The sequence below is a fragment of the Pantoea anthophila genome, from assembly GCF_026104315.1.
GTDB classification, from domain to species: Bacteria; Pseudomonadota; Gammaproteobacteria; order Enterobacterales; family Enterobacteriaceae; genus Pantoea; species Pantoea anthophila.
Genome location: NZ_CP110473.1, coordinates 1,828,588 through 1,840,820, shown reverse-complemented (window position 1 = coordinate 1,840,820; position 12,233 = coordinate 1,828,588). Strand labels below are relative to the sequence as shown.

The window sequence follows — 12,233 nt, the reverse complement described above, 5'->3', positions numbered from 1 at the left end:
CCTGCCTCGTCGCCTGAAATGCCAGCAGCTGGCACAGAATGCGCGGGCTGGCGATTGCACCCATTCGTAAATTCAGGCATAAAGCGGAATCATGCTGTTTTCGCCGGAGGACCCCGCTGTGCATTATCAACCGAAAAGTGACCTGCTCAATCATCGTATTATTCTGGTCACGGGCGCGTCAGATGGCATCGGCCAGGAAGCGGCGCTGACCTATGCCCGCTATGGCGCAGAAGTGATCCTGATGGGCCGCAACCCGGAAAAACTCGAACAGGTCAGAACGTCAATCAATCAACTCAATAAACGCCCTGCTCACCAGGTGGTGCTGGACCTGGCCGAGGCCACACCAGAACGCTGCCAGCGGGTTGCCGACCAGCTGGCGCAACAGTTTCCGCGTCTCGACGGCGTGCTGCATAATGCCGGTCTGCTCGGTGAAATCGTGCCGCTGGCTGAACTCGATCCGCAGATCTGGCGTCAGGTGATGGATGTCAATCTGGATGCGACTTTCTTCCTGACTCAGGCCCTGTTGCCGCTGCTGCTGAAGTCAGAGGCGGGTTCGCTGGTATTTACCACCTCCAGCGTGGGTCGCACCGGTCGTGCAGGCTGGGGCGCTTATGCGGTCTCTAAATTTGCAACGGAAGGAATGATGCAGGTGCTGGCGGATGAGTATAAGAGCCAGTCGCTGCGGGTGAACTGTATCAATCCGGGCGGCACGCGAACCAAAATGCGCGCCAGCGCCTTCCCGCAGGAAGATGCAAATAAACTGAAAACGCCTGCCGATCTGATGCCGCTCTACCTCTATCTGATGGGCGATGACAGCCGCCGCAAGACCGGGATGAGCTTCGATGCGCAGCCGGGCAGGAAACCCGGAGCCGCGGAATAATGGCTGACGATCGTCATCAGCAGCGTCAGCAGCGCCTGAAAGAGCAGGTGGATGCGCGTATCGCCGCCGCGACAGCGGTTCGCGGCATTCTGATGGTGTTTACCGGCAACGGCAAAGGCAAAACAACTGCGGCCTTCGGCACGGCACTGCGCACCACCGGACATGGCAAGCGCGTGGCGGTGGTCCAGTTCATCAAGGGTGACTGGCCGAACGGCGAGCGAAACCTGCTGGAGCAGCACGGGGTGGAATTTCAGGTTATGGCCACCGGCTTTACCTGGGAGACGCAAAACCGTGAGACGGACACCACCGCCTGTCTGGCAGTCTGGCAGCATGCCCGGCGGATGATGGCCGATGCGCAGATCGATCTGGTGGTACTGGACGAAATTACCTATATGGTGAGCATGGGTTATCTGCCGCTGGAGGCGCTGATCGCCGCGCTGCAGCAGCGCCCGGCGAAGCAGAGCGTCATTATTACCGGACGCGGCTGTCACCGCACCCTGACTGAGATGGCCGATACCGTGACGGAGATGCGCCCGGTCAAGCACGCCTTTGATGCCGGTATACAGGCCCAGCAGGGTATTGACTGGTGACAGAAAAAGAAAACGCAGCCCGGAGGCTGCGTTTTTTTATCCTGCCGGCATAATTAACCGGAATTGCGTTTGCTGCCCGGATTGCGGCGCGGCGTACGAGGGGTCGAGCTGACTTTGCTGTGGCGTTTCACCGCACGACGGATCTGGTTTGCTTTAGTGCGACGACGATCTTTCTCAACGACCAGTTTGGTCACCGTCTCATCATCCATCTCCACCAGGTTACGCAGATAGTTTACCGCCGGCAGATCCAGCTCCGTCCAGCCGCCGCGCGGCAAGCCTTTCGGTAAGGTAATATCGCCATAGCGAACGCGCATCAGACGGCTGACCTGTACACCGACCGCTTCCCATAACCGACGCACTTCGCGGTTACGTCCTTCGGTCAGGGTCACGTTATACCACTGGTTGATCCCTTCTCCGCCGCCAAAACGCAGGGTTTTGAACGCAGCCGGGCCATCCTCCAGCTGAACGCCCTTGCTCAGCTGACGAATTTTATCATCATCCACCTGGCCAAAGACGCGCACCGCATATTCACGTTCCACTTCACGGCTGGGATGCATCAGACGGTTCGCCAGCTCACCGTCCGTGGTGAACAGCATCAGACCACAGGTGTTCACATCCAGACGGCCGACGGCAATCCAGCGTGACCCGCGCAGACGCGGCAGGCGATCGAAGACCGTCGGGCGCCCTTCAGGATCGCTGCGGGTACAGAGTTCACCTTCTGGTTTGTAATAGGCCAGCACGCGGCAGACTTCGGTTGCTGATTCAGCAATCGAAACCAGATGGCCATCAATACGGATTTTCAGGGATTTGCTGCTTTCGACACGGTCGCCCAGGGTGGCGATCTTTCCGTCGACGCTGACACGGCCAGCGGCAATCATTGATTCGATTTCACGACGCGAGCCATGACCGGCACGCGCTAAGACTTTCTGTAACTTTTCGCTCATTGAGCTTCCTCTTTGTCGCCTTCCCAGGCGTCATGGCAGGGTGATAATTCTTTCTTTATCAACAGGTTAACCTATCAACTTCGGCCCATTATACAGGCATTTAACCCCGATGTAACGCCCTTTGTGCTTCTGCAAATAGCCGCTGAAAAAACATAGAGACCGGATAATAATATTCCTCATCATTTACATGCCTGATTAAAATAACAGCAGACTCAGTTAAGGAAATATACTGAATAAAACGGCGTGGGCGAAAACTTTATAGCTGAAGAAAATTAAATTTTTTAAACACTGGCGGGGCTGTAAAAAGAGGCCGCAGCGATCAAAAACTTAACACTATCTTAAACTTCCAGAGATTTATCAGCGAATCTAATCCTCTGGCTTCTCTCTCAAAGGCAGAATAAACAACCGTAAAATTATCTTTAGTCAGCTCGATAAGCCAAATAAACGGCCCGGGTAAGATTATTCCTAATGCAGATTCTGTTAAAACCCTATTTTCAGGGGTATTTAATTCTTATTAGCTTTAATAAATTGTCTGACACTATTAAGCTGATACACTTTCTCTCAGCAGCACAATAAAAAAGCAGCACCTGAAATTTCATGGTCCTGCATCATAACAGTACGGCCCTTTGTTATTCGTTAATAAAAATCGTGTTTTCAGATAATCCAATAAACCGGCGCATCCGGAATTGTTGCGTTAATACGGTTCACTGATGAACCTTGCTTGCATGTCATAAGTCTTCACCAGGGATTTTCCGACATGCCGAAATAAAGAATGCCATCATGAGAAACCTGTTTCTGTGCCCGGTGCTGGCTGCACTGGTGCTGAGCGGGTGTTCCGTGGGCCACACTGAGTACAGTCGTACGGCGATGCAGCACGTAGATATGAGCGTGACCGGCATCCCGACGATCCTCGGTTTCGGCACACTGGGCACCAGCATCCCACTGACGCCTGAATATAGCCTTACCGCAGCGCACGTTGCCAAAACCGCCGTGCAGCGCGTGAAGTCTTATCATCCCTATTGCGACCTTGCGATTATTTATCACAAGAATGATGCCACCACCCTGGCAAAATTCCGCAGTGGTGATATTGGCGATCCCGTTAAAATGTACGGATACAGCTTTATTTCCGCGATGCCGGTAGAGTCGACGGGGGTGAATTTAGCCCGCACGGCTATTCGGAATAAATGGAATAAAAGTCCCTGCATTGCGATGGCCTCTAATGCAGGCGTGGTTCAGGGAATGTCGGGCGGCGGTGTTTATAACCGCGATGAAACGCTGAGCGGCGTGATTGTCGGTTATTCCGATGCCATTAAAAATGGCCGTAACGGGAAAGTGATCCTGAAAGACGTTTCACTTTATATTCCCTACGGCCAGTTTAAAAGCTGGTTGCAGTCAAATCTGGCCCCGACACCGACGCGCGGTGTCTGAGCCGGATTGATTACAGGAACGGGCGGGTATCGCCCACACCTTCACGCACAATTTCCGGCGTATCGGTGGTCAGATCGACCACCGTGGTCGGCTGCTGCCCCAGCGTCCCGCCGTCGATGATCAGATCGACCAGCTTGCCAATGGTATGCTGAATCTCTTCCGGATCGGATTCCGTAAAATCGTTGCCCGGCAGGATTAACGAGGTCGACATCATCGGCTGATTCAGGGCTTCCAGCAGCGCCAGCGCCACCGGATTGGATGGCACACGCAGACCAATGGTCTTACGCTTTTCGTTCATCAGACGGCGCGGTACCTCTTTGGTCGCCTTGAGAATAAAGGTGTAGTTACCTGGCGTGTTGTTTTTCAGCAGGCGAAAGGCCGAGTTTCCCACCTGAGAATAGACCGACAGCTCAGAGAGGTCACGGCACATCAGGGTGAAATTGTGGTGTCCATCGAGCTGACGGATACGGCAGATACGCTCCATCGCGCCCTTCTCTTCCAGCCGGCATCCCAGCGCATAGCCGGAATCGGTGGGATAGACGATGACGCTGCCTTTGTTCAGGTAGTCGACCGCCTGGTTGATCAGGCGCGGCTGCGGATTGTCCGGATGAATATGAAACAGTTGACTCATAGAAACCTCGTGTCACCTTTCCGTGATTGCCACTGCGGGAGCGAGGTCCGGAAAGCGTTCCCAGACCGGCTCAACGTCGCCGGGCAGCCAGAGTTTGCGGCCCAGCTCAATCCACGGGCAGGGTTGATGAAAATCTGAACCTTGCGATGCGGCCAGCTCATTCTCTCTGGCGTACTGCGCCAGTTGCGTGCGCTCATTGGGTGGCTGCTGGCACTGTGCCACTTCCATAGCATCGCCCCCCGCTTCGCGGAAGTGGGCGATCAGCCGTTTCAGCCACTTCGCCGATAAACCATACCGGCCCGGATGAGCCAGCACGGCGCAACCACCAGAATGATGAATCGCATCAATGGCTTGTTTAATTGTACACCATTGTGGCGGCACGTAGCCGGTTTTGCCTCGCGCCAGGTAATTTTTGAAAACCTGGGCCATGTCACCGGCTTTGCCCTGCTCTATCAGGAAGCGGGCAAAGTGTCCGCGGGTAATGATGCCGCCCCCGGCCAGTCGGGTCGCCCCCGCCAGCGCGTCGGGAATATGTGCCTTCGCCAGCCGCTCACCAATCTCTTCCGCGCGCCGCTGCCGGCAGGCCAGTTGCCCCGCCAGAAAGGTCACCATCGCCGGATGATGGATATCGATGTTCAGCCCCACGATATGGATCTCATGATTCTCCCACAGGGTAGAAATCTCAGCACCGGCCAGCACTTTTATCGGCAGATCGTGGTCACGGGCGGTCTGTTGCGCCTCGTCCACCCCGTCCACGCTGTCGTGATCGGTGATCGCCAGAACGCCAACCCGCATCTCTACCGCGCGCTGCACCAGCACGGCGGGCGTCAGTAAACCATCGGAGGCGCGCGTGTGGCTGTGTAGATCATAAACCGGGAAACGGGCGATATCGCTCAAGAGAACTCCTGCTGAAACTAAACCGGCCAGCATGATAACGATTTTAACGCTCAGTGAAAAAGTGTATTGACATTTCCGCCCCGAACCCGTTAACTAGTACACAAGTTCACACGTAACGGGTGTTTCATCATGGCGATTACAATTACGCATTTACATGGCTGGCGCGATGTTCCCGAAACCGGGCGACACGGTCGTGCACATTTTGCGTAAACGCTGTGCAGATACCTGAGCCCGCCACCGAGCGGGCTTTTTTTTGAGCGAAATTCAGAGAAATCATCATGCCAAATGCGAAACCTACAGTGAAGTTGATTACCGGCACCGCGCCCTACCGCGAAGATCCGGCCGCAGTGTTTCACCAGCTGTGCGGCGCACGTCCGGCAACCCTGCTGCTCGAATCCGCTGATATCGACAGCAAGCGCAATCTGAAAAGCCTGCTGATCGTCGACAGTGCGCTGCGCGTCAGCGCACTGGGCAGCGAAGTCACCGTGCAGGCGTTGTCAGAAAATGGCCGCGCCCTGCTGCCGCTGCTGGATGAAGCCCTGCCCGCGTCAGTGATGAATCAGGTGCGTCCCGATGGCCGTGTCCTGACCTTCCCGCAGAGCAGCGATCAGCAGCAGGATGAAGATTCCCGCCTCAAGGCCCTGTCGGTGTTTGACGCGCTGCGTCTGATTCCGCAACTGGTTAACGCCCCTGCCGACGAACGGGAAGCGGTGCTGCTGGGCGGTCTATTTGCTTATGATCTGGTTGCCGGTTTTGAAACCCTGCCAGCGCTGGATAATCAGCAGCGCTGCCCCGACTACTGCTTCTACCTGGCCGAGACCTTACTGGTGATCGATCACCAGAGCCGCAGCGCACGTCTGCAGGCCAGCCTGTTCTGTCCGTCCACCAGCGAATTCCAGCGCCTGCAGCGCCGCATTGAGCAGCTGCATGGCCAGATGCTTCAGCCCGCGCCAGCCCTGCCGGTACAAAAGGTGGAGCAGATGACGCTGACCACCAGCCAGAGTGATGAAGAGTATTGCGACGTGGTGCGCAGCATGCAGCAGGCGATTCGCATCGGCGAAATTTTCCAGGTCGTCCCTTCACGCCGTTTCTCGCTGCCATGCCCTTCACCGCTGGCGGCATATGACACGCTGAAGAACAGCAATCCCAGCCCCTACATGTTCTTTATGCAGGATCAGGATTTCTCGCTGTTTGGTGCCTCGCCGGAGAGTTCACTGAAGTATGACGCCATCTCGCGTCAGATTGAGATCTACCCGATTGCCGGTACCCGCCCGCGTGGCCGCCATGCGGATGGCTCGCTGGATCGCGATCTTGACAGCCGTATTGAGCTGGAGATGCGAACCGACCATAAAGAGCTGGCGGAACACCTGATGCTGGTGGATCTGGCGCGCAACGATCTGGCGCGTATCTGCGTGCCGGGCAGCCGTTACGTGGCAGACCTGACCAAAGTAGACCGTTACTCCTTCGTCATGCATCTGGTCTCCCGCGTTGTGGGCACGCTGCGTGACGACCTTGACGTGCTGCATGCCTATCGCGCCTGTATGAATATGGGCACCCTGAGCGGGGCGCCTAAGGTGCGCGCCATGCAGTTGATAGCCGGGGCGGAACGCACCCGCCGCGGCAGCTACGGCGGTGCGGTGGGCTACTTCACGGCTCACGGCGATCTCGATACCTGCATCGTGATCCGTTCGGCCTACGTTGAAGAAGGCGTGGCCACCGTCCAGGCGGGCGCCGGTGTGGTGCTGGACTCCAATCCGCAGGCTGAAGCGGATGAGAGCCGTAACAAAGCCCGCGCCGTTCTGCGCGCTATCGCGACTGCCCATCACTGCAAGGAGATCTTCTGATGGCCGATATTCTGCTGCTCGATAACATCGATTCATTTACCTATAACCTGGTTGATCAGCTGCGGACGTTTGGTCACAACGTGGTGATCTACCGGAACAACCTGCCTGCGGAGCTCTTAATTGAGCAGCTGCAGCGGATGGAAGACCCGGTGCTGATGCTCTCGCCCGGCCCCGGCGCGCCAAAAGATGCCGGTTGTATGCCGGAGTTACTGCGGGTGTTGCGGGGACGGTTGCCGATTATCGGCATCTGCCTGGGGCATCAGGCGATCGTTGAAGCCTACGGCGGCCACGTGGGTCAGGCCGGTGAGATCCTGCACGGCAAGGCCTCCTCTATTGACCACGACGGCGAGGCGATGTTTGCCGGCCTGAGCAATCCGCTGCCGGTGGCGCGCTATCACTCACTGGTGGGCAGCAACACGCCGGATGAGCTGACGGTCAACGCCAGTTTCAACGGGATGGTGATGGCGGTGCGTCATGAGACCGACCGGGTGTGCGGGTTCCAGTTCCATCCTGAATCCATTCTGACTTCTCAGGGTGCGCGTCTGCTTGAGCAGACGCTGGCCTGGGCGCTGGCGAAGTAACAGGGAGAATGACTATGCAACAGACACTGGAAAAACTTTACCAGGCGCAGACGCTGAATCAGGCTGAGAGTCATCAGCTTTTCAGCGCCATTATCACCGGCCAGCTGGAACCGACGCAGCTCGCCGCCGCCTTAATCGCCATGAAGGTGCGGGGCGAAACGCCGGAAGAGATTGCCGGGGCCGCGACCGCGCTGCTGGAAGATGCCCGCCCCTTCCCGCGCCCGGATTATACCTTTGCCGACATCGTGGGCACCGGCGGCGACGGCAGCAACAGCATCAATATCTCCACTGCCAGCGCCCTGGTCGCGGCGACCTGCGGTCTGAAAGTAGCGAAGCACGGCAACCGCAGCGTCTCCAGCAAATCGGGCTCCTCCGACCTGCTGGCGGCATTTGGCATCAATCTGGATATGCCTGCTGACCGGGCGCGCAAGGCGCTGGACGATCTTAACGTCTGCTTTCTGTTTGCGCCGCAGTATCACACCGGATTCCGCCACGCGATGCCGGTGCGCCAGCAGCTGAAGACCCGCACGCTGTTCAATGTGCTGGGTCCGCTGATCAACCCAGCGCGTCCTCCGCTGGCGGTGATTGGTGTTTACAGCCCGGAACTGGTGATGCCGATTGCTCAGACCCTGAAAGTGCTGGGCTACCAACGTGCAGCTGTGGTCCATGGCGGCGGCATGGATGAGGTGGCTCTGCACGATGTGACGCACGTCGCCGAGCTGCGCGAGGGGGAAATCACCCGTTATCAGCTCTCTCCTGAAGACTTTGGCTTTGGCTTCCACCCGAAAGAGGCGCTGGCGGGCGGCACCCCGGAAGAAAACCGTGACATTCTGACAGCTTTACTCCAGGGTAATGGCCAGCAGGCTCATGAGGAAGCCGTCGCCGTTAACGTGGCGATGTTGCTTAAAGTATTTGGTCAGGAAGACCTGCGTGAAAACGCACAGCAGGCGCTTAACGCCATCCGCAGCGGACAGGCTTATGAGCGCGTTGTCGCACTGGCAGCAAGAGGGTAATCATGAAAGGCACCGTGTTAGAAAAAATTGTTCAGGACAAAGCGATCTGGGTTGAAGCCCGTCAGCAGCAGCAGCCTCTCTCCACCTTTCAGAACAGCATTGAGCCTTCCAGCCGTCATTTTTACGACGCGCTGCAGGGGGCCAGAACCGCGTTTATCCTGGAGTGTAAAAAGGCCTCTCCGTCGAAAGGCGTGATTCGCGAGGACTTCGATCCGGCCGCAATTGCCGGGGTCTACCGCCACTATGCGTCAGCTGTCTCTGTGCTGACCGATGAAAAATATTTTCAGGGTGACTTCGCTTTCCTGCCGATTGTCAGCGCAGCCATCACGCAGCCGGTGCTGTGCAAAGATTTTATTATCGATCCTTACCAGATCTATCTGGCGCGTTACTATCAGGCGGATGCGATTCTGCTGATGCTGTCGGTTCTGGATGATGAGCAGTATCGTCAACTGGCCGCGGTAGCACACAGCCTGAAGATGGGCATTCTGACTGAGGTCAGTAATGAAGAGGAGCTGGAGCGTGCTATCGCCCTGCAGGCGAAAGTGGTGGGCATCAACAACCGCGATCTGCGCGACCTCTCTATCGACCTTAACCGCACCCGCCAGCTGGCGCCTCGCCTGTCGCATGGCGTGACGGTGATCAGCGAATCGGGTATCAACAGCTATGCGGACATTCGCGAGCTGAGCCACTTCGCCAATGGTTTCCTGATCGGCTCCTCCCTGATGGAAGAGACCGATCTGACAGCCGCGGTGCGTCGGGTTACCCTGGGCAGCAACAAAGTGTGCGGCCTGACCCGTGCCGAAGATGCGCGTGCCGCCTATGAAGCGGGTGCACTCTTTGGTGGTCTGATCTTTGCAGAAGGATCGCCGCGTCAGATTGATACCGCCACGGCGCAGAGCGTGATGGCCGCGGCCCCGCTGCGTTACGTTGGCGTGTTCCGCAACGCCAGCGTGAGTGACATTGTCACGCGGGTCAGCGCCCTTTCTCTCTCTGCGGTTCAGCTGCATGGCGATGAAACGCCGGCGTTTGTCGCTGAACTGCGCGCCGCCCTGCCTGCCACCGTGCAGATCTGGAAGGCACTGCGCATCGAAGGCCATCTCCCGGCGCGCGACTGGCCACACGTTGACCGTTATGTGTTTGACAATGGTAACGGTGGTACCGGTCAGCGTTTCGACTGGTCCCTGTTGCAGGGTCAGACGCTGAATAATGTGCTGCTGGCCGGTGGCCTCGGTGCGGACAACTGTGTTGAAGCCGCGCAGCTGGGCTGTGCCGGACTTGACTTCAACTCTGGCGTGGAAAGCGCGCCCGGCATCAAAGATGCCCGTAAAATTGCCGCCGTGTTCCAGACACTGCGCGCGTACTGATTTGCCTGGCCTGCCCGACGGCGGGCCTGAGAAAGGAAGAGAAAAGATGACGTTACTGAATCCCTACTTTGGCGAATTTGGCGGAATGTATGTTCCGCAGATCCTGATGCCTGCCCTGCGCCAGCTCGAAGAGGCGTTTGTCGACGCGCAGAAAGATCCTGCCTTCCAGGAAGAGTTTACCGAACTGCTGAAGAACTATGCGGGTCGTCCGACCGCGCTGACGCTGTGCAAAAACCTGACCAAAGGCACCAAAACGCGCCTCTACCTTAAGCGTGAAGATCTGCTGCACGGCGGTGCGCACAAAACTAACCAGGTGCTTGGTCAGGCACTGCTGGCTAAGCGCATGGGTAAAAACGAAATTATCGCCGAGACCGGCGCCGGTCAGCATGGTGTAGCCTCGGCGCTGGCCTGTGCGCTGCTGGGCATGAAATGCCGTATCTACATGGGCGCGAAAGATGTGGAGCGTCAGTCGCCTAACGTCTTCCGTATGCGACTGATGGGCGCGGAGGTGATCCCGGTTCACAGCGGCTCTGCCACGCTGAAAGATGCCTGTAATGAGGCGCTTCGCGACTGGTCTGGCAGCTATGAAACGGCGCACTACATGCTTGGCACCGCCGCGGGTCCGCACCCCTTCCCGACTATCGTGCGTGAGTTCCAGCGCATGATCGGCGAAGAGACGAAAAAACAGATTCTGGAAAGAGAGGGTCGCCTGCCCGACGCTATTCTCGCCTGCGTGGGCGGGGGCTCCAACGCTATCGGGATGTTCGCTGACTTTATTGATGAAACCAGCGTGAAGCTGATCGGCGTTGAGCCTGCGGGTCACGGCATCGAAACCGGCGAGCATGGCGCACCGCTGAAGCATGGTCGCGTCGGTATCTACTTCGGCATGAAAGCGCCGATGATGCAGACTGAAGATGGCCAGATTGAAGAGTCCTACTCCATCTCTGCCGGTCTCGACTTCCCGTCGGTCGGGCCTCAGCATGCGCACCTGAACAGCACGGGTCGGGCGGATTACGTCTCGGTTACCGATAACGAAGCGCTGGCTGCCTTCAAACAGCTCTGCCGGGCGGAAGGGATTATTCCGGCGCTGGAATCCTCTCACGCCCTGGCGCACGCCCTGAAGATGATTCAGGACGAGCCGGAGAAAGAGCAGCTGCTTGTGGTTAACCTTTCCGGCCGCGGCGATAAAGATATTTTCACCGTTCACGACATTCTGACTGCGCAGGGAGAAATCTGATGGAACGTTATAATCAACTGTTTTCGCGCCTGTCAGCCAGCAACGAAGGCGCTTTCGTCCCCTTTGTCACGCTGGGCGATCCTTCACCTGAGCTCTCCCTGCGCGTGATTGACGCGCTGGTTGAGGGCGGTGCGGACGCGCTGGAGCTGGGCATTCCTTTCTCCGACCCGCTGGCGGATGGCCCGACCATTCAGAATGCGACCTTACGTGCGTTTGCCGCAGGCACCACCACCAGCCAGTGCTTTGAAATGCTGGCGACAATCCGCCGTAAATATCCTGACCTGCCGATTGGCCTGCTGATGTATGCCAACCTGGTCTTCACCAACGGCGTGGATGCGTTCTATGCACGCTGTGCCGAAGCCGGTGTCGATTCGGTTCTGGTCGCCGATGTGCCGGTTGAAGAGTCGGCGCCGTTCCGCCAGGCGGCGATGCGTCACGGCGTGGCCCCTATCTTTATCTGTCCACCCAATGCCAGCGATGCGCTGCTGCGTGAGATCGCGTCGCACGGCCGGGGCTACACCTACCTGCTGTCGCGTGCCGGGGTGACCGGGGCTGAAAACCGTGCCAGCCTGCCGCTACAGCACCTGATCGACAAGCTGCGCGAATATCATGCCGCTCCGCCACTGCAGGGCTTTGGTATCTCAGAACCTGAGCAGGTGAAGGAAGCGATTGCCGCCGGTGCCGCCGGAGCCATCTCCGGTTCCGCCATTGTCAGGATCATTGAGAAGCATCACGCCGAGCCGGACGTGATGCTGAGCGAACTGAAGAACTTTGTCAGTCGCCTGAAAGCCGCCAGTCGTTAATCCTGTCAGCATGCCTTATCA

General features: G+C 57.6%; 10 protein-coding genes, 1 pseudogene and 1 other annotated feature. Of the genes and pseudogenes, 8 read left to right on the top strand and 3 right to left on the bottom strand.

Annotated features, from left to right (window positions below; genetic code table 11):
- The first annotated feature begins 118 nt into the window (after window positions 1-118).
- Both OJ965_RS11090 and cobO read left to right on the top strand, forming a co-directional pair.
- On the top strand, window positions 119-880 hold the full coding sequence (locus OJ965_RS11090) for a YciK family oxidoreductase (RefSeq protein WP_265139215.1): 762 nt from the start codon (window positions 119-121) through the stop codon (window positions 878-880).
- Entirely contained in the window at window positions 880-1,470 is a 591-nt protein-coding gene (cobO, locus tag OJ965_RS11085; protein WP_265139214.1) for a cob(I)yrinic acid a,c-diamide adenosyltransferase, read from the top strand. The genes OJ965_RS11090 and cobO overlap by 1 nt, the downstream gene beginning before the upstream one ends.
- 53 nt (window positions 1,471-1,523) lie before the next feature.
- On the opposite strand, the gene rluB is transcribed toward cobO, so the two are convergent.
- Window positions 1,524-2,414 (bottom strand): 23S rRNA pseudouridine(2605) synthase RluB, encoded by an 891-nt coding sequence (gene rluB, locus OJ965_RS11080; RefSeq protein ID WP_058958472.1) that lies wholly within the window; start codon window positions 2,412-2,414, stop codon window positions 1,524-1,526.
- 780 nt (window positions 2,415-3,194) lie between these two features.
- Here rluB and OJ965_RS11075 point away from each other — a divergent pair.
- Window positions 3,195-3,842: a hypothetical protein gene (locus OJ965_RS11075; RefSeq protein ID WP_009089953.1), complete on the top strand. Its 648-nt coding sequence runs from the start codon at window positions 3,195-3,197 to the stop codon at window positions 3,840-3,842.
- Window positions 3,843-3,852: 10 nt separating this feature from the next.
- Here the strand turns inward: OJ965_RS11075 and OJ965_RS11070 are convergent, their stop codons facing one another.
- Both OJ965_RS11070 and rnm read right to left on the bottom strand, forming a co-directional pair.
- Complete coding sequence (locus OJ965_RS11070; RefSeq protein ID WP_009089952.1) at window positions 3,853-4,473, bottom strand: L-threonylcarbamoyladenylate synthase; 621 nt, start codon at window positions 4,471-4,473, stop codon at window positions 3,853-3,855.
- A gap of 12 nt (window positions 4,474-4,485) precedes the next feature.
- A complete protein-coding gene (gene rnm, locus OJ965_RS11065; RefSeq protein WP_420874793.1) occupies window positions 4,486-5,370 on the bottom strand; it encodes an RNase RNM in 885 nt (294 codons plus the stop codon).
- A 153-nt stretch (window positions 5,371-5,523) separates the two neighbouring features.
- Window positions 5,524-5,625 (top strand) — a sequence feature (Trp leader region).
- A gap of 23 nt (window positions 5,626-5,648) precedes the next feature.
- On the opposite strand from rnm, the gene OJ965_RS11060 reads away from it, so the two are divergent.
- From OJ965_RS11060 to trpA, 5 genes and pseudogenes are all read left to right on the top strand, one after another.
- The gene (locus OJ965_RS11060; protein WP_154928221.1) at window positions 5,649-7,214 is read left to right on the top strand and encodes an anthranilate synthase component 1; all 1,566 of its coding nucleotides are present in this window, start codon (window positions 5,649-5,651) and stop codon (window positions 7,212-7,214) included.
- Window positions 7,214-8,808, top strand: a pseudogene (gene trpD / locus OJ965_RS11055) (bifunctional anthranilate synthase glutamate amidotransferase component TrpG/anthranilate phosphoribosyltransferase TrpD). The gene OJ965_RS11060 and the pseudogene trpD overlap by 1 nt, the downstream one beginning before the upstream one ends.
- A 2-nt stretch (window positions 8,809-8,810) precedes the next feature.
- On the top strand, window positions 8,811-10,172 hold the full coding sequence (gene trpCF, locus OJ965_RS11050; protein WP_265139212.1) for a bifunctional indole-3-glycerol-phosphate synthase TrpC/phosphoribosylanthranilate isomerase TrpF: 1,362 nt from the start codon (window positions 8,811-8,813) through the stop codon (window positions 10,170-10,172).
- Window positions 10,173-10,218: 46 nt separating this feature from the next.
- Window positions 10,219-11,409 carry a tryptophan synthase subunit beta gene (gene trpB / locus OJ965_RS11045; RefSeq protein WP_046101917.1) on the top strand — a complete coding sequence of 397 codons (1,191 nt, stop codon included), beginning with the start codon at window positions 10,219-10,221 and terminating at the stop codon, window positions 11,407-11,409.
- Window positions 11,409-12,212: a tryptophan synthase subunit alpha gene (gene trpA / locus OJ965_RS11040; protein WP_009089939.1), complete on the top strand. Its 804-nt coding sequence runs from the start codon at window positions 11,409-11,411 to the stop codon at window positions 12,210-12,212. The genes trpB and trpA overlap by 1 nt, the downstream gene beginning before the upstream one ends.
- Window positions 12,213-12,233 lie beyond the last annotated feature (21 nt).

Bases quoted from the DNA above. Each gene is read 5' to 3' on its own strand.
- cobO (WP_265139214.1), top strand. From the start codon at position 880: ATGGCTGACGATCGTCATCAGCAGCGTCAGCAGCGCCTGAAAGAGCAG.
- rluB (WP_058958472.1), bottom strand. From the start codon at position 2,414: ATGAGCGAAAAGTTACAGAAAGTCTTAGCGCGTGCCGGTCATGGCTCG.
- OJ965_RS11075 (WP_009089953.1), top strand. From the start codon at position 3,195: ATGAGAAACCTGTTTCTGTGCCCGGTGCTGGCTGCACTGGTGCTGAGC.
- OJ965_RS11070 (WP_009089952.1), bottom strand. From the start codon at position 4,473: ATGAGTCAACTGTTTCATATTCATCCGGACAATCCGCAGCCGCGCCTG.
- OJ965_RS11060 (WP_154928221.1), top strand. From the start codon at position 5,649: ATGCCAAATGCGAAACCTACAGTGAAGTTGATTACCGGCACCGCGCCC.
- trpCF (WP_265139212.1), top strand. From the start codon at position 8,811: ATGAAAGGCACCGTGTTAGAAAAAATTGTTCAGGACAAAGCGATCTGG.
- trpB (WP_046101917.1), top strand. From the start codon at position 10,219: ATGACGTTACTGAATCCCTACTTTGGCGAATTTGGCGGAATGTATGTT.
- trpA (WP_009089939.1), top strand. From the start codon at position 11,409: ATGGAACGTTATAATCAACTGTTTTCGCGCCTGTCAGCCAGCAACGAA.